Genomic DNA, 21,122 nt, shown 5'->3' on the forward strand with positions numbered 1-21,122 from the left:
TCTCAAAGCCTTTCTAATAGGGCAATATTTTCAACATGATGGGTTTGAGGAAACATGTCAACCGGCAGCACTTTTACTACTTTATAATGGTCTTTCATAAGTGCAATATCTCTAGCCTGCGTGGCAGAATTACAACTCACATAGACAATTCTCTCAGGAGACAATTTGAGAATTTGTTCTACTACTTTTTGGTGCATCCCATCTCTAGGTGGATCCGTAATTAGCACGTCTGCTTTTGGGTGTGACTCCAAAAAGGAATCGGTGAATACTTCTTTCATGTCACCGCAGTAGAAACTACAGTTCTCAAGGCCGTTTAATTTTGCATGAGCTTTCGCAGCATCGATGGCTTCTGGCACCGATTCAATACCGATCACTTGCTTTGCATAACGGGCGACGTACTGGGCGATGGTCCCCGTCCCTGTATAGAGGTCATACACCACCTCATCACCTTTTAGGTCCGCAAACTCTAAGGTTTTACGGTAGAGCTCTAATGCTTGTTTGTAATTGGTTTGAAAAAAAGATTTGGGTCCAATCTTAAATTCAAGACCGTCCATTTGCTCCATTAGAAAACCGCTACCGTAGTACGTTTGGATGTCTAGATCGTAAACGGAATCGTTCCCCTTTGAATTTATTGCGAAGAGTAAAGTTGATATTTTTGGGAATTTTTCAAGTAAATAAGCAAATAGGGCTTTTTGATTTTCAGGTTCTTCTCTATACAATTGGAACAAAACCATCCACTCTCCACTTGAATTTTGTCTTAGCATTAGGGTTCTTAAAAATCCTTCTTGATTTCGAGGATCAAAGAACTCTAGTCCTTGCTCTATTGCGAAGTCGCGCACGGCAATTCGAATTGCATTGGAGGGATCCTCTTGCAAGTGGCATTCGCTTAGATTCAATATCTTACTCCACATTCCGGGAATATGGAAACCTAAGGCATCGCGAGAACCTAAATTCCCTGACGAATCGATCTCCTCTTGGGTAAGCCAACGGGAATTTGAAAAGGAAAATTCCATCTTGTTGCGATAGTAATAGGGCTCATTGCAACCCAATATCGGCAAAGCATCAAAATTATCAACACCACCAATTCGACGAAGATTATTAAGAACTTCTGACTCCTTATACTCTAATTGCTTTTCGTACGAGAGATTTTGCCATTTGCATCCTCCACACACTCCGAAATGAATGCATTTTGGTTTCACTCTATCTGGAGAAGCCTGAACTAGCTCATGTACTTGTGCTTCGTAATACTTACTTTTAGACTTCTTCACTCTGGCATGAACCACGTCACCGGGCACTGCGCCCGAAACCAAAACAGTTTTTCCTTCAGGAGTTTTTCCAACGGCGACTCCTTTGGCACCTGCAGAAGTTAAAGCAATGTTTTCAAGAATAAGGGTTCTTTTTTTCATTTGGCAAAAATAAGCTTTTCCGATGTAACAATAAACACATAATTGCCTTCCAAACTCAACTCTATATAAATGACTCGCCACCAGCCAGCGCACCCATTCAATATAAATCTGGTAATTAATTGGTAGAATAGAAGCATCATTGCAGAACGTCCTCAAAGTCTTTGTGAACTGCGTGATTAATTATTTTAAAAATGCTTGCACTTTACATGTGGGCGTATCGCTGGTTTTAGATAAAAAAACCTCGCAAATTGCGAGGTTTTTTGTTTTTATATAATTTGTCCCGTTCTTATTTTGCAGCTTCTTCACCGGATACTGGCTCTGCAGAAGGAGCGGTTGCAACTTCTGGAGCAGGCTGCTTAACACCTGATAGCTTTTCCATGGATTCCCCAAACTGTGGATCTTGTAGACTGAAGAAAGGTCTAGCGAACAGCTTCCCGTCTTTGTCTAATAACACATAACTTGGAATTTTAAATCCGTACAATCCGAAATCTGTCGCTGCTTTCGCGTTAATACCGCCTTCTACCCAGTACTGAGTCCCAGGGAAATCTTTAAACAAAGCAGTACTTGTTTTTTGGAATTGATCCTTCGTATCTTCCAAATTGACAAACACATAATTCACTTTGTCGCCATAGGTATCTGTCACGGCTTTGATTGCAGGAACTGTCGAAACAGCAATCCCTGGATTCCAAGACGCATAGAAGACAACAAACGAAGGTTTCGTTTTAAGGTCGGATAAAACCACGCTCTTCCCTTCTTTGTCCATCAATTTAAGCTCTGGAGCTTGTCCTTCTTTATGACCCATTAAAACCACTTGAAGTTTCTTCAAATCCGTTTTAATCTTTGAATCGCTAACCGTTTTGTCTATCAAAGCTGTAATGCGATCGTAATTTTTGCTATTCATGAAGTTTAAGTCTCCTTGAGTTAAAACGTAGGAGAAAAAGTAATCTTTTGCTGTAGCAGAGAGATCTTTTCTTGTTTCAAGATAGTTTGCAAACGTTTCAGAAACCAGTTCTTCTCCTGGTGCTTTGGCGGGCAAACTTGCACGGTATTTCTGAAAATCACCATTCAATTGATTCAATTGATACTCTCTAAACATAGGGTAATCGCGAATCATTTGATCGCTATTGCTTAGCATCTGGTCCTTAACCTTCTTGAATTCAGCACCGGTTTTGAAATCCGCTTTCTGAGTGGCTTGTCCATGCATTTGTGCATATCCGTCTAAAACACCCAATAGTCTTGCTTTCGCCTCTTGCTTTTTGAAGTCTAACACATCCGAATCGGCTTTGTGCTTTTTAGCACTAGCCTCAAAAATAGAATACACAGAATCTTCTATGGATTTGAAATCTTTCAAGAAGGCAGCTTCGTCCTTTTTAATTAACTCTTCCATATTGATTTTAAGTGCATAGGTTTCAAATCCAGTCTGTGCATCTTTTAGGAAGTCATTGTTGGGTTTAGCATCTCCCTTGATCACATAGTTCGTTGGGAAGCTAAGACCTACTCCTTCAATTTCAAGGGTCTGACCTTTTTTAAGGTACACTACGTTTGATGCTCCACCATAGGTAATGACGTAAAGTCCATTTTTCTCGGCTTCAAACGAGCCTGAAAACTCTCCTTTGGCATCCAAGCCCATATTGAGCAGCGGAAGTGTACTAACACTTGAGGTTTCTATAATCTCAACACGTTCTAAAGGGGATCCACCGGTCAATTTCCCTTTGATTTCTACTTTTTTTGAACACGAGACAGCAAAAAGCGCCATCGCAAATACTAACAAATATTGTTTCATGATTAATCTTTTCAAACTGCGCAAAATTAAGCTATTACCTAGTTTCAGCGAAATATATTTCACGAATTTATGAAAAGTTTAACCAAAAAAAATATCGTCCCACTTCTGTGGGACGATATGCGATATAAATAGTTTGAATTTATCCTTTGTTTGTAAGAGCACCCATGTATTCACGGTTCATTCTTGCAATGACTTCAAGAGAAATTCCTTTTGGACATTCCACCTCACAAGCCCCAGTATTGGAACAGTTTCCAAATCCTTCTTCATCCATAGTTTCTACCATGTGAAGAACACGTCTTTTCGCCTCAACACGTCCTTGAGGAAGGAGTGCGAATTGAGAAACTTTTGCCCCTACAAATAACATTGCAGAACCATTTTTACAAGTTGCTACACAAGCACCACAACCAATGCATGCTGCTGCATCCATCGCTTTGTCTGCGTCCTCTTTCGGAACTGGAATTGCATTTGCATCAAGGGTGTTTCCAGAGGTATTCACGGAAACAAAACCTCCAGCAGCCATAATCCTGTCGAATGCAGAACGGTCTACTACAAGGTCTCTAATTACAGGAAACGCAGCACTTCTCCACGGTTCGATTGTAATGGTTTCCCCATCTTTGAACATCCTCATGTGCAACTGACAAGTTGTAATTCCTGTGTCAGGTCCGTGGGGACGGCCGTTAATGTATAACGAGCACATACCACAAATCCCTTCTCTACAGTCGTGGTCAAAAGCCACCGGCTCTTTTCCGTCATTCACTAGGTTCTCGTTTAAGATATCGAGCATTTCTAGGAAGGATGAATCTGTCGATACATCAGAAATTTTATATACTTCGAATTGTCCTTTTGTTTTATTGTTCTTCTGTCTCCAAATCTTCAGAGTCAGATTAAGTCCTTTTTTTGCACTCATTTTCTTTACTGTTTAGGAGATGAATTAAATTTCTCAGTACGACCACATGAATTACCAGTTATTACGGGATTCCATGAAGTCTTCACGCTGCTCACCTTACGTAAGGTAAAAGTTTTTAATCCTTTCATATCTTACTTATTTGTAGCTTCTTTGTTTTACTTCGATGTTCTCGTATTCTAGCCCTTCCTTATGCATTATTTCTGCATTGATGTCTTGGCCTTGATACTCCCAAATAGCAGCATACATAAAATTCTCGTCATCTCTTTGTGCCTCACCCTCTGCGGTAGAATGGTCTACTCTGTAATGGCCTCCACAAGATTCTTTTCTTTCTAACGCGTCTTTCGCCATTAGTTGTCCTAATTCTAAGAAGTCCGCAACACGGAAAGCTTTTTCTAATTCCATGTTCATCGAATTGGCTTCTCCGGGAACCTTCACATCTTTCCAGAACTCGTTTCGTACTTCTTCAATTTCTCGAATTGCTTCTTGCAAACCTTCCGGCGTTCTTGCCATACCCACTTTGTTCCACATAATGTGACCCAATTTCTTGTGGAAATAATCTACAGAGTGTGTTCCCTTATTGTTGATAAAGAAATCGATTCGATCTTGTACTTCTTTCTCGGCTGCATCAAAATCTGCAGTCTGAGTTGGGATTTTACCGGTGCTAATGTCTGCAGACAAATAATCGGCAATCGTATAAGGAAGAACAAAATAACCGTCTGCGAGACCTTGCATAAGTGCCGAAGCTCCTAGGCGGTTGGCACCGTGGTCCGAGAAGTTTGCTTCTCCAATAACGAAGCAACCTGGAATTGTAGATTGCAAGTTGTAATCTACCCAAACACCTCCCATGGTGTAGTGTACGGCAGGGTAAATTCTCATTGGGGTTACGTACGGGTTGTCTGCAGTAATCTTTTCATACATGACAAATAAGTTCCCATATTTCTCCTCTACCCAGGCTTTTCCTAGATCATAAATCTGTTGATCGCTCGGGTTATGAATATTTTTTTCAATGGCAGCTTCTTTTCCTTTCTTCGTTATTTCCGTAGAAAAGTCTAAGAACACCCCTTCTTTCGTGTCGTTATTTTCAATTCCGAATCCTGCATCACAACGTTCTTTCGCTGCACGCGATGCTACGTCTCTTGGAACTAAGTTCCCAAAGGCAGGATAGCGGCGCTCTAAGTAATAGTCTCTATCTTCTGCTTTAATATTTTCGGCTTTCAGTTTCCCTTCTCTAATCGCTTGGGCATCTTCAATCTTTTTCGGTACCCAAATACGTCCAGAGTTACGTAAAGACTCAGACATTAAGGTTAATTTAGATTGTTGCGTCCCGTGCACCGGAATACATGTCGGGTGAATCTGTACATAGCAAGGATTTGCGAAGTAAGCCCCCTTCTTATGTATCTTCCAAGCAGCAGAAGCATTTGAACCCATTGCGTTCGTAGAAAGGAAATAAACATTACCATATCCTCCCGACGCAATGACAACCGCGTGAGCAGAATGTCTTTCAATTTCACCTGTCACCAAGTTCCGCGTAATAATTCCTCTCGCTTTGCCATCCACTAAGACCAAGTCCATCATTTCATGACGGTTATACATCTTAATTCTACCTTTTCCAATCTGGCGACTCATGGCTGAGTAAGCACCAAGCAAAAGTTGCTGACCGGTTTGTCCTTTTGCGTAAAAAGTTCTTTTAACTTGAACCCCACCGAACGAGCGGTTATCAAGTTGACCTCCGTATTCTCTCCCAAAAGGAACCCCTTGAGCGACACATTGGTCAATAATATTGGCAGAAACTTCCGCTAAACGATAAACGTTTGCTTCTCTTGAACGGTAATCTCCCCCTTTAATAGTATCGTAAAAAAGACGGTAAGTGGAATCCCCATCTCCTTGGTAGTTTTTCGCAGCATTGATACCTCCCTGTGCAGCAATTGAGTGTGCACGACGAGGAGAATCTTGGTAGCAAAATGCTTTCACATTGTATCCTTGCTCTGCCAAAGTCGCAGCGGCCGACCCTCCTGCGAGACCCGTACCGACCACAATAATATCAATTTTATCGCGGTTGTTTGGCGAGACCAAGTTCATATGATTTTTATGATTTGTCCATTTGTCCTCGAGCGGACCTACTGGAACTTTTGAATCTAATTTATTCATATCTACTTTGATATTATTATGTTAAAAAATGAAATACCGCAACAAAGATGAATCCTGCTGGAATTAGTATCGAGTACCAATTTCCTATGGCTTTGATGGCTGGCGTGTATTGTGGATGCCTTGCACCAATAGATTGGAATGAGGATTGGAATCCGTGCGCTAAGTGAAGACCTAATAAAATAAAGGAACCCACATAAAGAACCACTCTCCATAATTCAGAGAACTGAACTCTTAAATGATCAAAGTCGGTACCTGTACTTTCAGCCCCTAAGTAATTTTTTGAAATCGTAGGAAACCAAAAATCAAGCAAATGAACTCCTAAGAACACCAGGACTACCGCCCCAGAAATAATCATATTCCGTGACATCCATGTGGAATTCGCGGAAGCTCCATTCACTGCATACGAAACAGGTCTTGCCTTTCGATTCTTGATTTCAAGAACAAATCCCATAATGAAGTGGAACAAAACGGCCAACAATAAGATCGGCTGCATTAAGAACTGAATTAAAGGATTATTTCCCATGAAGTGCGATGCCTCATTAAACGCATCGGCACTTATAACGGACAAAAAGTTGACTGCCAAGTGCATGATGAGAAAAATCAACAAAAACATTGCCGACAATGCCATTGCATACTTTCTACCAATTGTAGAACTAGTTAAACCTCCCATATAAAAATGTTAATTTGAATTTTGACAAAGTTAAAAAATTGTTAAGGTCAAAGCGAGTGAGAAAAATCACAATCGCCTAGTTTATAATATTTCTAAATAGTAACCCTTAATACTTAAGCACTTAGAATGAAATTTAGTGATAAACCAATCAAAAATCGCAAAGATATCTACTAAAATTGTCCTCGGATCCTTCTAATTTCCGTTTACAGCCGTAGTGATTAGTTCGGCTGCTTTTTCACTAGCTCCACTTCCTCCTAGAAGTCCTCGAAGCTCTTGGTAGTCGTTGAGAACCTGCTCACGCTTAGGTCCGCTAAGCACTTTCTTTAACTCGAGGACGAGAAGGTTTTCGGTCAATTCATTCTGAATTAGTTCTTTAACTACCTCTCTTTCCATAATTAAGTTGACCAGACTAATGTACTGAATATTTTTCAACAATCGTTTTGCAATTTCATAAGAAACTCGACTTCCTCGATAACACACCACTTGCGGCACATTCAAAAGAGCCGTCTCTAAGGTGGCTGTGCCTGAGGTCACTAGCGCAGCTTGCGAGACTCTCAGCAAATCATACGTTTGATTAGAGACAAAATGGACTTTCGAATCTGTGAATTGCTCATAGAAACTTGGAGCAAGGCTTGGGGCACCCGCTATTACAAACTGATAATTTAAAAAATGAGATCGAACGGAGAGCATGGTCTTAAGCATTTTCTGAACTTCTTGCTCTCTTGATCCTGGCAGAAGTGCAACAATAGGTTCTTGTCCTAGTCCATTGCGCTCTAAGAAAGAAACTCGGTCCAGTGGCCCGAGTTCCCCCACTGCATCGAGCAAGGGATGACCTACGAACTCCACTTGAATACCGTGCTTTTCATAAAATTCTTTTTCGAAAGGTAGGATCACTAACATTTGATCTACATCTTTTCGAATGGATTTGACCCGACCTTCTTTCCACGCCCACAATTGGGGAGAAATGTAATAGACAACGCGAATCCCTAACTCTTTTGCAAACTTTGCAATCCTCAGATTAAATCCAGGATAATCAATCAAGATAAGAACATCAGGCATGTAGGATTTAATGTCATTTTTGCAAAATCGAATGTTGGTTAAAATGGTCTTGAGGTTTAAAACCACTTCTAGAAACCCCATAAAGGCAAGGTCCTTAATATGCTTTACGGGCTCAACACAAACCGCTTGCTTCATAAGATCTCCGCCCCAAAATCGAAACTCAGCATTGGAATCTTTTTGAATAAGTGCCTTGATTAGATTAGAGCCGTGCAAATCCCCTGAGGCTTCTCCCGCAATAATATAATATTTCATGAGTATCTGATGATTTATGATGTTGGCGAAAATCCCTAAAAAAATGGCAAGAACCTCGCGATTGCAATTTACAATTAAGGTTTCAAAGTTATTGCTAATTTTTGATATTTATGTAAAACTGAGCCCCGAGCCTACTTTTCAAGTCCATACTATTAATTTTGTTTGAGTGCTTTCTCGAAAACCTATTTCCGCCAACCTTTAAAATCTGCTCCTTTTTTGAAACCTCAAAAGGCAAAGTCTGAATATCTCATTCCATTCTTGATTTTGTATCTTTGTGAAGGAAAATGAACTGAACTTTTTTAGTTCAAAATCACACTGCATTAGGATGCTTAGAAGGTCCTTGTTCCGTTTAATGGAAATTGCAGGCACAACAAACACTCGATGGCGCTTTAAAAAGCACCCTCAAGTTCAAAAACTGAAGAGATGGAAGAAACATTTGAAATCAAAAACAAAATAGCTGAAAGTGGACTCATAAACTTTGATATAGCTTCACTGGTGCCCGTAGGAAAACGTGTGGGACTTGATATTAAAGATTTTTTATTTCAGGAATTAATCTTAAAAGAAAAAGATTTTCGTGAGAAAGTAGAAAATCTAGATCCCACTGAATTCCAAGACACATATGTATATGTATACAATTCAGTGGATGCGATTGTCCCTTTATGGGCCTATTTTTTGATTGCCTCGAAACTAACAGGGCACGCAAAGAAGGTGATCTTTGGAAACGAAAAAGATTTGGAAGTCCTCCTACTTCATGAAGCCATTGAATCCACCGACTTTAGTACGTATGAAGGAAAAAGAATGCTCGTTAAAGGATGCAGTGATTTTGATATTCCAGAAAATGCATACATAGAGCTCGTTCAAAAACTCAAACCCATTGCAAAATCTATGATGTTCGGCGAAGCCTGCTCAAATGTACCGATATTCAAAAATAAAGCGGGGTAAAGCCTAATGCTTCTGGAAAGGTAGGTACAATATTTGCTAATATCTTTTTATAATCAAATACCAAAACAACTATGAGCTTACTAGATCTAATCGCTGGAAATGCAGGGAATCAAGTTGCGCAACGCGCGGAAAACAAATTCGGGATTTCTAAAAATCAAATTATTGCGCTTCTCGCTGTAGCCGCACCTGTGGTAATTTCCTATCTAAAAAACAAGACAAAGGACAAAGCAGAAGCGGAGTCTTTAAGCAATGCGTTGGACAAGGATCATGACGGAAGTATTTTAAATGACCTTTCGCAGATTGACGCAAGAGAACAAGAAGGATCTTCTATTTTAGACCATATTTTTGGCTCGCAAAAGACACAGGTTGAAAACCAACTTTCTCAAAACACAGGGATTTCAATGGACAAAATTGGCCCTATTCTATCGATGCTTGCCCCCGTAATCATGGGCTACATAGGAAACCAAAAACAATCGAACCATGTAGATTCAGGAGGCATTGGGGACCTTCTCGGTGGAATCTTAGGTCAAGCTCAGCAACAGGCTCAAGGAGGAAACAATCCACTGAACGATATTTTAGGCCAAGTTCTAGGATCTTCGACACAAAACTCTAGCTCGAATCCATTAGAAGATTTGCTTGGAGGGGTATTAGGATCCGATACGAAAGAACAAAACAAAGGCGGACTTGGAGGACTACTAGGAAGTATTCTCGGACGAGGCTAAACCCAATAAAAAAAACCGAAGATTATTCTTCGGTTTTTTTCTTTTTCACTGCCTTCGGCTTTTCAGCTTTCGGTGTTGCAACTTTTTCTACCACTGCCTCAGCCGTGGCTGTTTTTGCTTTTCTTGGGCGTGACTTTCCATAACTCCCTGCGATTCGTTTTCCTTTGGTTGTTTTTTTATCTCCTTTTCCCATATAAAATGTTTTTGTGGTTGTTATCCAAAGTTACAAAATATTTAATGAATATCTTTTGCCTCCTGTCCTAAAATCCAATCCCACCTCGAGAGCTTGCGAATCTTCCGGACTCCAATTTTCTCAATTCTCACGAAATACCGTATCTTTGCCCGCGAAAACTTTCACTTTATTTTAGAAGTTTGTCCCTTTAAATTAAGACCTACATTTATGTTCAGAACGCACACTAACGGAGAGTTAACTCTAACGAATCTAAACCAGGAAATAACACTATCCGGATGGGTACAAACCATCCGAGACAAAGGTTTTATGGTTTGGATCGATTTAAGAGACCGATATGGCATCACGCAATTGGTTTTTGATCAGGAGCGTTCTACGGAGGAATTAATGGAGAGTGTAAAGAAACTCGGCCGCGAGTATGTGATTCAAATTAAAGGCACCGTGATTGAACGAGCCTCAAAAAATCCAAAGATCCCGACCGGCGAGATTGAAATCTTAGTAAAAGAATTGCAAATCTTAAACGCCTCCGAACTCCCCCCTTTTACCATTGAAGATCAAACGGACGGAGGAGAGGAACTTCGAATGAAGTACCGCTATTTAGACATTCGAAGAAATCCGGTTAAAAACAAATTAATTTTCCGCCATCAGATGGCTCAAAAAGTAAGAAACTATCTTACGGATAAAGAATTCATTGAGGTGGAAACTCCTGTACTTATTAAATCAACTCCTGAGGGTGCAAGAGACTTTGTCGTCCCAAGCCGAATGAACCCTGGTCAATTTTACGCACTTCCTCAATCGCCTCAAACTTTTAAGCAGTTATTAATGGTGGGTGGTATGGACCGCTATTTCCAAATCGTGAAATGCTTCCGAGATGAAGATTTACGTGCAGACAGACAACCTGAATTCACGCAAATCGACTGTGAGATGGCTTTTGTTGAACAGGAAGAAGTACTGGAAATATTCGAAGGCTTAACAGCAAAGCTCCTTCAAGACATTACGGGTAAAACCTTCGGTTCTTTTCCAAGAATGACCTACCAAGAGGCAATGACCCGTTACGGAAATGACAAACCTGACATCCGGTTTGCGATGGAATTCGTGGAACTAAATGAAGAAATGAAAGGCAAAGATTTTCCGATCTTCGACCAGGCTCCCCTTGTTGTAGGAATCAACGTAGAAGGATGCGCAGAGTATACACGTAAGCAAATTGATGCGTTAGTTGAATGGATCAAACGTCCCCAAATCGGAGCCACAGGAATGGTCTGGGTTAAATACCAATTGGACGAAACCTTAACCTCGTCTGTCAACAAATTCTTTACTCCAGAGGATTTAAAACAAATCGCCCAAAAGTTCGGTGCGAAACCGGGAGATTTAATGTTAGTGCTAAGCGGCGAACACCAAAAAGTAAGAACCCAACTTTCCGCTCTTCGAATGGAGCTCGGAAATCAACTTGGTCTTCGTAAGCCGAATGAATTCTCTCCCCTATGGGTAGTGGATTTCCCACTCCTAGAATGGGACGAAGAATCCAATCGCTACCATGCGATGCACCATCCATTCACCTCGCCAAAAGCGGAAGACATTTCTCTTCTGGAAAGTGCACCCGAAAGGGCAAGAGCAAATGCGTACGATTTGGTCCTTAACGGAAATGAAATCGGTGGGGGATCTGTACGAATCTTTGATCAAAAATTGCAAAGCAAAATGTTTGATCTTCTAGGGTTCACTAAAGAACAAGCACAATCACAGTTCGGATTCTTAATGGATGCCTTTAAATATGGAGCCCCTCCTCACGCAGGTTTGGCCTTTGGCTTCGATAGATTAGTGGCCATTTTAGATGGAAACGAAGTGATTAGAGATTACATTGCCTTCCCAAAAAACAATTCAGGTCGAGATGTAATGATTGATGCGCCGAGCCTTGTATCGGATCTTCAGCTGGAGGAACTGCATTTAAAAATTTCGGAATAAAGAAATATAATTCACTAAGAAATCCCAGTCATTGACTGGGATTTCTTATTTTTGACCAAATTTGTTCAATGAAATTCATAAAATTACTTCCCATTTTATTTGTTAGCCTAATGATCCAAGCGCAATCACTGACATCTTATGTAAATCCATTTATTGGAACGAAAACCATGGGACATACGTTTCCAGGTGCTGCAGCGCCCTTTGGCATGGTCCAACTCTCCCCAAGTACAAACCAGCAGCCTTATGCTCTGGACGGAAAGTACAACCCACTCACGTATCGCTATACAGCGGGTTACCAATACGAGGATTCAACCATTTTTGGCTTTGCTCATACCCATTTCAGTGGCGTGGGCCATAGTGATTTGGGCGATTTCTTAGTCATGCCCACCACAGGAGAGCTCCAACTAGAACCTGGCGAAGTGGATAAGCCTCGAAGCGGTTACCATTCACAGTATGATAAAGGAAGTGAAAAAGCAAGTCCTGGTTATTATACCGTAAACTTGAAAGACTACAATATTAAAGCGGAACTTACCGCCTCAGAACGTGTAGGATTCCATAAATATACATTTCCTAAAACCGATAAAGCGCATCTGATTCTAGATTTGATGCACAATATCTACAATTTTGAAGGAAAAAATGTTTGGACTTTTGTTCGAGTAGAGAACGATAACACCGTTGTGGGTTATCGAGAAACGACAGGCTGGGCAAGAACCAGGAAAGTGTATTTTGCTATGAAATTTTCACAACCTTTTACCAGTTATGGTAGAAAACGCTACGACACCCCTGTCTACAATGGTTTTTATCGAAAATTCAATGAAAATGAAAATTTCCCTGAATTCGCAGGAAGAGAAATTCGAGCCTACTTCAATTTTGACACGAACGAGAATCCAGAGCTCAAAGTTAAATTTGCTCTGTCTAATACATCCACGGCCGGTGCACTCAAAAACCTAGAACAGGAAATTCCAGGATGGGACTTTGAAAAACAAAAATTAATCACAGAAAAAAAGTGGGAAAAAGAACTCTCTAAAGTGCAAGTCACTAGTTTAACTCCACAAGACAAGCGAACCTTCTACACAGCACTCTACCACACTATGCTTTCGCCGATCGTCTACGAAGACGTCGATGGGACTTATCTTGGCCTAGACCAAAATTTGCATACCAGCGATGGCTTTACCAACTATAGTATTTTTTCCCTTTGGGACACGTACAGAGCATTGCATCCTTTGTACAATTTGATTCAACCCGCTCGTAACAACGATATGATGCATTCGATGATGGCTCATTATGACCAAAGCGTTCATAAGGCTTTGCCCATATGGTCTCATTATGCCAATGAAAACTGGTGTATGATTGGATACCATTCTGTATCTGCCCTAGCAGACGCCCTTAAAAAAGGCACAACTACCCTAGACCCTAAACGAGTACTAGATGCCGCAATCCATTCCTCAAATCTTTTCTACTATGACGGAATTGAGTCCTATTTAAAATACGGTTATGTGCCGGAAGACCTAAGCAGTGCTTCAGTGTCGAAAACATTAGAATATGCCTATGACGATTGGGCTATCGCCCAAATTGCGCAATTGGCAGGTGATAAAAATGCCGAACAAACCTATTTAAAAAGAGCGGAAAGCTACCAAAATGTTTACAATCCCGAGACAGGCTTCATGCATCCGCGTTTAGCCAATGGTCAGTTCAAAAAAGAGTTTGATCCTATGGACACGCATGGGCAAGGATTCATTGAAGGAAATGCCTTCAACTATGGACTGTATGTTCCACAAAACATTCCTCACATGATCTCCATGATGGGGGGCAAAACCAAATTTGCCACTCACCTCGATGAGATCTTCACCACAGAAATTGCGGATAAGTACATCGAAAAAAACGAGGATATTACACGAGACGGAATCATAGGGAATTATGTACATGGGAATGAACCCGGTCACCACATCCCGTATTTGTACAACTGGACGAACCAACCGTACAAAACGCAAATGCGTGTGCGAGGAATTCTTCGTACGATGTATAATGATCTACCTGATGGCCTTTGCGGAAATGACGATGCCGGACAGATGTCTGCTTGGTATATCTTTTCCTCACTTGGTTTTTATCCCGTCTTGCCAGGTTCTGACGAGTATGCCCTGGGTAGCCCTCTAGTGAAATCGGCTACACTGAACTTTGAAAATGGAAAAACCTTGCATATTCAAACTGAAAATCAATCGGAAAAGAATGTCTATGTGAAAGAAGTCTTATGGAACGGGAAAAAGATAGAAACCCCTTTCGTGAATCACAAGCAATTGACTCAAGGTGGCACTTTGCTATTTAGAATGAGTTCTAAACCGAAAATGTAACCTGGCGGGGTGTAGACACCTCAAAAAGGAAAAATAAAAAAAGCCTGCAAAGAGTTACTCTTCGCAGGCTTTTCAATTTCTATAGATCGATCTATTTCGTTTTCACATCTCCCGGCTCTGGGAAACGAGCCGCAGTAAATTCGCGAGAAACGGCAGATTTTTCAAATTTAAGTTTACCGGAAAGCGTCTCAATTACGATTCCATCTTCCTCTACTTGAGCAATTCTTCCGTGCATTCCTGAAGTGGTTACAATACGCTGTCCCACTTTAAGAGAGCCTTGAAAATTTTGCTCCTTCTTTTGCTTTTTCATTTGTGGGCGTAGCATCACAAAATACATGAAAACAAAGAAGAGTCCGAACATCACCAAAGTAGGCATCATAGAGCCTTCTCCTGGGTCTGCTTGTAAAAATACATTCAACATAAATTAAGGTTTTGTAACGTTAGCCGTAAAAGAAATAATAACTGGCGAACTTTCTACGTTTGCAAAAACTTGTGCTTGTTTGTTTTGAAATCCGTCAAAGCTTGAAGAGTCAAATCTTAGCATTACTTGCCCTTTTTCTCCAGGGAGAATTGGTTCTTTAGTAAATTCCGGCGCAGTACAACCACAACCTGGAACCACTTCTGAGATAATGAGTGGGTTTTCCCCTGTGTTGGTAACCTCGTATACGTGATCAACAGATTCTCCTTTTTTCACATCTTTAAAGTCCCAATGCGCTTCTGACAAAGCAAGGCTTGTTAGAGGACCTGCTGGCGCAGCCACTTGAGCTTCAGATTCTGCGGTTGTTGTTAATTGTTCTGGTGTTTGGTCTTTTTTACAAGAAGCTAAACCCAAAAATAATACCATCGGAATTAAAATACTTTTTTTCATTTTTCTTAATTTATTCGGTTCGTATCTTTTGAATATTTATCTAATATTCCATTTATAAATATATGGGATTTTTCTGAGCCATAAATTTTGGAAATTTCAACGTATTCATTGATAATTATCCTTGAAGGCGTAGCTTTGAAATAATCGAACTCTGTGATTCCTGCAACGATAATGATTTTATCCATCAAGGAAATCCGTTCTAAATCCCAATTTTCCAGCCTGTCTTTAATCTTCTGCTCTGTCTGCTCCCACTTGTTTATCGCTTCCCATAGGATCTTACGAGCAAAGGATTTATCTTGGTCATCCTTTAGCATCTTTATAAGCGTATGACTTGGCTGATCTGGCTTTAAAAACCCAAGGGTTTTTTGTACCATAGAATTCGCAATATGAAAATCATCGGCCCAGCTCATTTCCTTTTCTTCTAAACGATCGTGAAAATCTTCATTTTCGGCGACATAGCGTAGGAATAGTTTTCCAATGAACTTTTGATCGTCCTCAAAACTATGCGTATCCAAACTCATGAAATCTTGGTATCGCTTCCCTGCTGTCATCCTTTGGAAGGTTTTCACAAGCAAATCGTCGTGTAACTCCCATTGCAACTCTTGATGCTTCGAAGTGAAATTCAATCTTTCTGTATTCTCTTCAATAAGACCAAGTATACGGTTGTTTACAAATTTTTGATTGGGATTCAAATCATTTTCGGACTTGATATACTTGTTTTTCCCAATTTCAATTTGCTTTTCTGCTAGACTTTTGAGTGCTACCAAAAAATTCAATTGATATACGTACAAATTGAAAATCTTTTCAATTTCAGAAAACATATTTTTCTCCAAAATTTCATATTGAATCGGGTTTTGCCGATATGAATAGAGGTTTTCTACTACTTTTTCACGAATTTGCCTTCTTCCTAACATTCAAAGAACTTTTAATTTGCAAAGATAGAAAAAAGAAGCGGATTTTTCTTGTCTTTAGACCAGTAATTCCCACGAGGGTTTGGGATCCAATTTGCTCAAATACACGGGCCGTTTTATTTAGGGCTTACCGATTTTATGGAATGGGACTGAAAGAACCATTTATTTTTGTTTATTTTTGCATTCCTAACTAGGTAAAGAAAATGAACGCACTTAAAACCCTAAACCCTTATTTCTGGAAGCACCGCGTGCTTTTGTTTTGGGGTTTTCTTTTTATCATTGCAAGTAACTTCTTTAATATTTTCAAAGTTCAATTCGTGGGTAGATCTGTGGATGAGATTTCCAGCACGGGCAGTTTAGGATTCAATAAACAAGTATTAATCTATGTGGCCATCATTGTGGGATCTTCCCTTTTAACGGGATTCTTCACCTTTATGATGAGACAGACGATCATTGTCTCCTCACGCCGCATTGAATTCGAATTAAAAAACAAAATCTATCGTCATTACCAAGAATGGTCCCTCACAGATTTCAAGACCTCGACCATTGGAGACTTAATGAATCGATTAAGTGAAGACGTAGTAGCCGTACGGATGTATTTAGGACCGGGCGTGATGTATGTGGTCAACCTGCTTGTACTTCTTGTCATAACAAGCATCTATATGCTTCGAACTGATGTTCAAATGACGTTATGGACCCTCATCCCCCTTCCTATTCTGTCCTTTGTCATCTACAAGGTTAGCTCAATCATCAATAAAAAATCAAAAGTAATGCAGAAAAGTCAATCTGCTATTTCCACTTTTGTACAGGACAGTTTCTCGGGTATTCGTGTGGTAAAGTACTTTGCGAAGGAGAGATATATTGATCAAAAATACGGAGTTAAGGTTAAAGACTACCAAGACAAAGCCTTAGACCTCGCAAAAACAGAGGCGTACTTTTTCACCATTATCTTGCTTGTGATTGGTCTTCTAAATGTAGTCATCCTTCTTGTCGGAGGACAAAAATATTTAGCCGGGGAAATCTCAGTGGGTAAGATTGCGGATTTCTTTCTATACATTAACATTCTAATCTGGCCTTTCTCCATGGTAGGCTGGGTGGTTTCAGTTAACCAAAGAGCGGCTGCTTCCATGAGCAGAATCAATGAGTTTCTCGAGAAAAAGTCAGAGATCACCAACTTAAATTCAGAAAAATATCCGATTCGAGGAGATATTGAATTTAGAAATGTATCGTATACATACCCAAACACGGGCATTGAAGCGCTTCACAACTTATCTTTTCACGTGAAAGCAGGCGAAAGCCTTGCGATCATGGGCAAAACCGGAAGCGGAAAAACGACCATTGCACTCCTGCTCGCTAGATTGATTGATCCCACAGAAGGAATCATTTTAATCGATGGAAAAGATTTAAAGCAGCACAACTTAACTAACTACCGAGATCACATCGGATTAATCCCTCAAGAAAGCTACCTGTTTTCAGACACCATCTTTCAAAACATTGGATTTGCAGTGGACAATCCCACCCAAGAGCAAATCGAAGAGTATGCAAAAAAAGCAGACGTTCACAAAAACATCATCGGTTTTAAAAACCAATACCAAACCCTGGTCGGAGAACGTGGCGTCATGCTATCAGGTGGGCAAAAGCAAAGAATTTGCATTGCCAGGGCTCTCATAAAAGAACCGGAAATCATCATCTTTGACGATTCCCTGTCGGCCCTTGATACAGAAACCGAACAAAACATTCTTCAAAATATTGAAAGGGATTTAAAGAACTGTACCTCGATCCTTATTACCCATCGTGAGAGCAGCGCAAGACGTGCAGATCAGATCCTAGATTTAACACCATCGCTGGAGTAATCCGCTTTATACTAAAGCCTAAAGGGGTTTTTCTACTTAAAGAATGCAACCAAAAAAAATATTTTCAGATTAAAAGAATTCTTTTATATTTGCTTCACTACATTTTTTAAAAAAACATCTGACAATGAGTGATTACAAGGAGCGCCACGAGAATGAAATATTCACAAAGGTGTTAAAGGCAGGGAGAAGAACATACTTTTTCGACGTACGCGAAACGAAAGCAGGAGATTACTATCTTACGATTACCGAAAGTAAAAAGAACTTTGGAGAGAACGGAGAAGCGAGCTTCGAAAAGCACAAAATTTACCTTTACAAAGAGGACTTTAAAGCTTTCCAAGAAATGTTTTCAGAATCAACAGATTTCATTATTGGGGAAAAAGGAGAGGATGTCATTTCTGACCGTCATGAAAAGGATTTCAAACCTCGTTCCTATACCATCGACACACCAGAGGATTTATAAGAATCGTATCTAAGATTCTAGACAATCCCTAAAATAAAAAAGCGTACTTGAATTTAAGTACGCTTTTTTTTGGGTGGATGATGGGTTTCGAACCCACGACCTTCGGAACCACAATCCGACGCTCTAACCAACTGAGCTACAACCACCGTTTTGTGGGTGCAAATATAATGCTTTTACCACAATTACAAAATTATATTATCAAAATTTTTAAGTCCTAGTAATTTTTCGCTTGTAAAGCCCTCCGCGTAGTCTACACCTGAGAGTCTTCCAAGGTTTTGAGCCCTATAGGTAAGGCTTTCTAAAAAATCTTTAGTCGCTATAGGTGTCATAGGTTGATCTGAATCCGGATCAAAAAATTGCGTCTTATACGCGAGACACGCCTCAATTTTCTTTTCCATCTGAGAGGTAATATCAATCACGAAATCAGGTATAATTTCTTTCCACTGAATGTAATGAAAAACTTGCTTTGGTCTCCACGGCTTTTGCACCACATCATCAAGATTGGTTTCTATTTTCACAAGCCCTGACAAGAAACAAGCATCCGACGCTAATTTAGCCCCTTTTGCATGGTCTGGATGGCGATCCTCAATTGCATTCGCAAGAACAATTTCGGGTTGGAACTTTCGTATCATTTTGACCATCTCTAGTTGGTAGTCTTTTATGTTTTCCAAAAACCCATCCGGCATTCCTAAGTTGACGCGCTCTGAGATGCCCAGTATTTTTAAAGCATTCGCAGCCTCCTCGGCTCTTGTTTTGTCCGTCCCACGAGTTCCTAGCTCTCCCTTGGTGAGGTCCACAATTACCACTTTCTTTCCCTGCTCCACAAGCATAGAAAGGGTTCCTCCACATCCCAGTTCGACATCGTCCGGATGGGCGCCAAATGCTAAAACATCTACTTTCATATGTCAAATTTAAGAAAAAAAAATCCCTCTTCGTAAGGAAGAGGGATAAACTATGTGATGAGTTTTATTCTTTCTCAGAAAGAGCAGTCTGAAGAGAAATCGCATCTGTATAGGACGGATTAATCTGGATGGCTTTTGCTGCATAGTCTTTTGCTTTTGCCACATCTTTATCTTGGTTATAGAATGCCACTAAATAGTATGCATACGATAAAGTTTCTTTACTTTGCGCTTGTTCTTCTGGAGTTTGCCCAAGGACAAGGTTAATGTAATTTTGGTAAGATCTCTCTGCAAGTTCATGGCTTCCTAGTTGTTGGTAAGCTACTCCTTTTGCATAGTAAGAATAAGCCCACTCAGGAGATAAGGCAATCATTCGATCCCAAGTAATTACAGCTCCGTCCCAGTTTTGAACTTCTTGGTATGCGGCACCTAAAGCCACCAAGGATTCAGCATCCTGAGGATTGCTTGCGACTTTCGCTTTTAAACTTTGAATCTGAGGAGAAGTGGGTCCTGAATCCGCTGCCGCTTGGTTTGCACCACCGCCGCCTTGTGCTTTAATCAATTCCACGTCCCAATCCATTGTTTGGTCTTCTGCCTTTTTAGCAATGGCAATCTTTTGCTTCGCTTTCGCTAGTAAGTCTGCTTTTTGTGCAGGATCTTCTGTTTGTGCACTTTCTGCCGCATACAATAACCCTTGCAATCCTTCGTCTGCAGGTTGGATTCTAGACTTGTCGGTAACTGTAGTGACAAACTTGGTTAAGTTTTCTTGTGCACTTGCAATGTTATTGTCCGCACCATAATCTAGATAAGCACGTAACTTATATTTGATAGGGTCTTCCACTTTGTCAAAAATCTTATTTAAGACTTCTTTTGCGTTCGCATAGTCATCATTGATGAAATACAATTTAGCAATTTCCAATTGAGTATAAGGATCCTCGTCTGCATACTTCGTATAATCAATTAGGTTCTTTGTAACTGCCGCGTTGTTTCTAAAACGAAAGTTAAAAGCTGCACTTGCTTTATAGGCCGGCGCATAGGTTGGATCTACAGCCAATGCTTTGTTAATATTCGTTTCTGCTTGTTCCCACTGGTTTGCTGCCATCCAAAGTGTAGCCATTCTAGTGAAGACGGAAGCTTTATTTTTTGCCACAGCAGATGCTTTGTCATAAGCAGACATGGCACTACCTGGATCTTTTTTCAAACGGTAAGCATCTCCGAGTGCATAATAATAATTCGCTGGAACTCCTCTTTTCGATCTATCAATCGCCTTGTTCAAATAATCAATGGCTAAATCAGGTGAATTTAACACTTCAAACATAGTTAAGGCTTCAGCAGCACGATATAAAACTTCAGCATCCTTTTCTCTCGTATCCGAAACTACTTTCTGGATATCTGAGATGCCAGATTTATCACCTTTTGCTACCTTAATGGAAGCAAGACCAATCTTATTCAAATGACTCTTGCTATCGATCTCAAGACCTTTTTTAAAGTACTCTGCAGCCGTGTCAAAGTTTGGATCGAACTGAGAAAGGTAAGAATTTCCTAAGTAGAAGTAATTTGCCCCTTCTTTCGGTTCGTTTGCAATAAGTGCGTTAAAAATTTCTTTTGCCTTTGCGTATTTGTGACTATCCACATTCACGATACCCTCTTCAAGCGTTTGTCCAAAAGTCATGTTTGCCATAAGCAATACTCCTGCACCTAACGCAATTTTCTTCGATATTACAATCATATTTTTCATTTACTAT

Annotated in this window: 18 protein-coding genes and 1 tRNA gene; 6 read left to right on the forward strand and 13 right to left on the reverse strand. The window is 40.3% G+C overall.

Annotated elements, in window-relative coordinates; genetic code table 11:
• Positions 1-2 precede the first annotated feature (2 nt).
• The 6 genes from rlmD to lpxB form a co-directional block, all read right to left on the reverse strand.
• A complete protein-coding gene (gene rlmD / locus ACX3PU_RS09130; protein WP_459084719.1) occupies positions 3-1,406 on the reverse strand; it encodes a 23S rRNA (uracil(1939)-C(5))-methyltransferase RlmD in 1,404 nt (467 codons plus the stop codon).
• 286 nt (positions 1,407-1,692) lie between these two features.
• The gene (locus ACX3PU_RS09135) at positions 1,693-3,189 is read right to left on the reverse strand and encodes a TlpA family protein disulfide reductase (RefSeq protein ID WP_459084721.1); all 1,497 of its coding nucleotides are present in this window, start codon (positions 3,187-3,189) and stop codon (positions 1,693-1,695) included.
• Positions 3,190-3,328: 139 nt separating this feature from the next.
• Positions 3,329-4,096 (reverse strand): succinate dehydrogenase/fumarate reductase iron-sulfur subunit, encoded by a 768-nt coding sequence (locus ACX3PU_RS09140; RefSeq protein ID WP_459084722.1) that lies wholly within the window; start codon positions 4,094-4,096, stop codon positions 3,329-3,331.
• 135 nt (positions 4,097-4,231) lie between these two features.
• Positions 4,232-6,244: a fumarate reductase/succinate dehydrogenase flavoprotein subunit gene (locus tag ACX3PU_RS09145; protein WP_459084723.1), complete on the reverse strand. Its 2,013-nt coding sequence runs from the start codon at positions 6,242-6,244 to the stop codon at positions 4,232-4,234.
• Between the two features lie 16 nt (positions 6,245-6,260).
• On the reverse strand, positions 6,261-6,914 hold the full coding sequence (locus ACX3PU_RS09150; RefSeq protein ID WP_459084724.1) for a succinate dehydrogenase cytochrome b subunit: 654 nt from the start codon (positions 6,912-6,914) through the stop codon (positions 6,261-6,263).
• 192 nt (positions 6,915-7,106) lie between these two features.
• Positions 7,107-8,225: a lipid-A-disaccharide synthase gene (gene lpxB / locus ACX3PU_RS09155; protein WP_459084725.1), complete on the reverse strand. Its 1,119-nt coding sequence runs from the start codon at positions 8,223-8,225 to the stop codon at positions 7,107-7,109.
• A gap of 423 nt (positions 8,226-8,648) precedes the next feature.
• Between lpxB and ACX3PU_RS09160 the strand changes: the two genes are divergently transcribed.
• Both ACX3PU_RS09160 and ACX3PU_RS09165 read left to right on the forward strand, forming a co-directional pair.
• Positions 8,649-9,167, forward strand: coding sequence for a DUF2480 family protein (locus tag ACX3PU_RS09160; protein WP_459084726.1), 519 nt, complete (start codon positions 8,649-8,651; stop codon positions 9,165-9,167).
• Positions 9,168-9,238: 71 nt separating this feature from the next.
• Complete coding sequence (locus ACX3PU_RS09165; protein WP_459084728.1) at positions 9,239-9,889, forward strand: DUF937 domain-containing protein; 651 nt, start codon at positions 9,239-9,241, stop codon at positions 9,887-9,889.
• A gap of 22 nt (positions 9,890-9,911) precedes the next feature.
• On the opposite strand, the gene ACX3PU_RS09170 is transcribed toward ACX3PU_RS09165, so the two are convergent.
• Complete coding sequence (locus tag ACX3PU_RS09170) at positions 9,912-10,082, reverse strand: 30S ribosomal protein THX (protein ID WP_459084729.1); 171 nt, start codon at positions 10,080-10,082, stop codon at positions 9,912-9,914.
• Positions 10,083-10,289: 207 nt separating this feature from the next.
• Here ACX3PU_RS09170 and aspS point away from each other — a divergent pair, with 207 nt between their 5' ends.
• Both aspS and ACX3PU_RS09180 read left to right on the forward strand, forming a co-directional pair.
• Positions 10,290-12,038, forward strand: coding sequence for an aspartate--tRNA ligase (gene aspS / locus ACX3PU_RS09175; RefSeq protein WP_459084731.1), 1,749 nt, complete (start codon positions 10,290-10,292; stop codon positions 12,036-12,038).
• A gap of 68 nt (positions 12,039-12,106) precedes the next feature.
• A complete protein-coding gene (locus ACX3PU_RS09180) occupies positions 12,107-14,386 on the forward strand; it encodes a GH92 family glycosyl hydrolase (RefSeq protein WP_459084733.1) in 2,280 nt (759 codons plus the stop codon).
• Positions 14,387-14,477: 91 nt separating this feature from the next.
• On the opposite strand, the gene yajC is transcribed toward ACX3PU_RS09180, so the two are convergent.
• The 3 genes from yajC to nusB are packed head-to-tail and all read right to left on the reverse strand — an operon-like array spanning position 14,478 to position 16,168.
• Entirely contained in the window at positions 14,478-14,807 is a 330-nt protein-coding gene (gene yajC / locus ACX3PU_RS09185; RefSeq protein ID WP_459084734.1) for a preprotein translocase subunit YajC, read from the reverse strand.
• A gap of 3 nt (positions 14,808-14,810) precedes the next feature.
• The gene (locus ACX3PU_RS09190) at positions 14,811-15,254 is read right to left on the reverse strand and encodes a DUF1573 domain-containing protein (RefSeq protein ID WP_459084736.1); all 444 of its coding nucleotides are present in this window, start codon (positions 15,252-15,254) and stop codon (positions 14,811-14,813) included.
• 5 nt (positions 15,255-15,259) lie between these two features.
• Entirely contained in the window at positions 15,260-16,168 is a 909-nt protein-coding gene (gene nusB / locus ACX3PU_RS09195) for a transcription antitermination factor NusB (protein ID WP_459084738.1), read from the reverse strand.
• Between the two features lie 200 nt (positions 16,169-16,368).
• Between nusB and ACX3PU_RS09200 the strand changes: the two genes are divergently transcribed.
• Positions 16,369-18,018, forward strand: a complete 1,650-nt coding sequence (locus tag ACX3PU_RS09200; RefSeq protein WP_459084740.1) for an ABC transporter ATP-binding protein — start codon at positions 16,369-16,371, stop codon at positions 18,016-18,018.
• Positions 18,019-18,142: 124 nt separating this feature from the next.
• A complete protein-coding gene (locus ACX3PU_RS09205) occupies positions 18,143-18,478 on the forward strand; it encodes a DUF3276 family protein (protein WP_459084742.1) in 336 nt (111 codons plus the stop codon).
• A gap of 72 nt (positions 18,479-18,550) precedes the next feature.
• Here ACX3PU_RS09205 and ACX3PU_RS09210 read toward each other — a convergent pair.
• From ACX3PU_RS09210 to ACX3PU_RS09220, 3 genes are all read right to left on the reverse strand, one after another.
• Positions 18,551-18,624, reverse strand: a tRNA-His gene (locus tag ACX3PU_RS09210).
• A gap of 36 nt (positions 18,625-18,660) precedes the next feature.
• Positions 18,661-19,380 (reverse strand): bacillithiol biosynthesis deacetylase BshB1, encoded by a 720-nt coding sequence (gene bshB1 / locus ACX3PU_RS09215; RefSeq protein ID WP_459084743.1) that lies wholly within the window; start codon positions 19,378-19,380, stop codon positions 18,661-18,663.
• A gap of 64 nt (positions 19,381-19,444) precedes the next feature.
• Complete coding sequence (locus ACX3PU_RS09220) at positions 19,445-21,106, reverse strand: tetratricopeptide repeat protein (protein ID WP_459084744.1); 1,662 nt, start codon at positions 21,104-21,106, stop codon at positions 19,445-19,447.
• Positions 21,107-21,122 lie beyond the last annotated feature (16 nt).

This window comes from Chryseobacterium sp. A301 (assembly GCF_054489425.1).

What these genes read in the sequence shown, in the direction of transcription:
- rlmD (WP_459084719.1), bottom strand. Translation starts at nt 1,406, where the DNA reads ATGAAAAAAAGAACCCTTATTCTTGAAAACATTGCTTTAACTTCTGCA.
- ACX3PU_RS09135 (WP_459084721.1), bottom strand. Translation starts at nt 3,189, where the DNA reads ATGAAACAATATTTGTTAGTATTTGCGATGGCGCTTTTTGCTGTCTCG.
- ACX3PU_RS09140 (WP_459084722.1), bottom strand. Translation starts at nt 4,096, where the DNA reads ATGAGTGCAAAAAAAGGACTTAATCTGACTCTGAAGATTTGGAGACAG.
- ACX3PU_RS09145 (WP_459084723.1), bottom strand. Translation starts at nt 6,244, where the DNA reads ATGAATAAATTAGATTCAAAAGTTCCAGTAGGTCCGCTCGAGGACAAA.
- ACX3PU_RS09150 (WP_459084724.1), bottom strand. Translation starts at nt 6,914, where the DNA reads ATGGGAGGTTTAACTAGTTCTACAATTGGTAGAAAGTATGCAATGGCA.
- lpxB (WP_459084725.1), bottom strand. Translation starts at nt 8,225, where the DNA reads ATGAAATATTATATTATTGCGGGAGAAGCCTCAGGGGATTTGCACGGC.
- ACX3PU_RS09160 (WP_459084726.1), top strand. Translation starts at nt 8,649, where the DNA reads ATGGAAGAAACATTTGAAATCAAAAACAAAATAGCTGAAAGTGGACTC.
- ACX3PU_RS09165 (WP_459084728.1), top strand. Translation starts at nt 9,239, where the DNA reads ATGAGCTTACTAGATCTAATCGCTGGAAATGCAGGGAATCAAGTTGCG.
- ACX3PU_RS09170 (WP_459084729.1), bottom strand. Translation starts at nt 10,082, where the DNA reads ATGGGAAAAGGAGATAAAAAAACAACCAAAGGAAAACGAATCGCAGGG.
- aspS (WP_459084731.1), top strand. Translation starts at nt 10,290, where the DNA reads ATGTTCAGAACGCACACTAACGGAGAGTTAACTCTAACGAATCTAAAC.
- ACX3PU_RS09180 (WP_459084733.1), top strand. Translation starts at nt 12,107, where the DNA reads ATGAAATTCATAAAATTACTTCCCATTTTATTTGTTAGCCTAATGATC.
- yajC (WP_459084734.1), bottom strand. Translation starts at nt 14,807, where the DNA reads ATGTTGAATGTATTTTTACAAGCAGACCCAGGAGAAGGCTCTATGATG.
- ACX3PU_RS09190 (WP_459084736.1), bottom strand. Translation starts at nt 15,254, where the DNA reads ATGAAAAAAAGTATTTTAATTCCGATGGTATTATTTTTGGGTTTAGCT.
- nusB (WP_459084738.1), bottom strand. Translation starts at nt 16,168, where the DNA reads ATGTTAGGAAGAAGGCAAATTCGTGAAAAAGTAGTAGAAAACCTCTAT.
- ACX3PU_RS09200 (WP_459084740.1), top strand. Translation starts at nt 16,369, where the DNA reads ATGAACGCACTTAAAACCCTAAACCCTTATTTCTGGAAGCACCGCGTG.
- ACX3PU_RS09205 (WP_459084742.1), top strand. Translation starts at nt 18,143, where the DNA reads ATGAGTGATTACAAGGAGCGCCACGAGAATGAAATATTCACAAAGGTG.
- bshB1 (WP_459084743.1), bottom strand. Translation starts at nt 19,380, where the DNA reads ATGAAAGTAGATGTTTTAGCATTTGGCGCCCATCCGGACGATGTCGAA.
- ACX3PU_RS09220 (WP_459084744.1), bottom strand. Translation starts at nt 21,106, where the DNA reads ATGATTGTAATATCGAAGAAAATTGCGTTAGGTGCAGGAGTATTGCTT.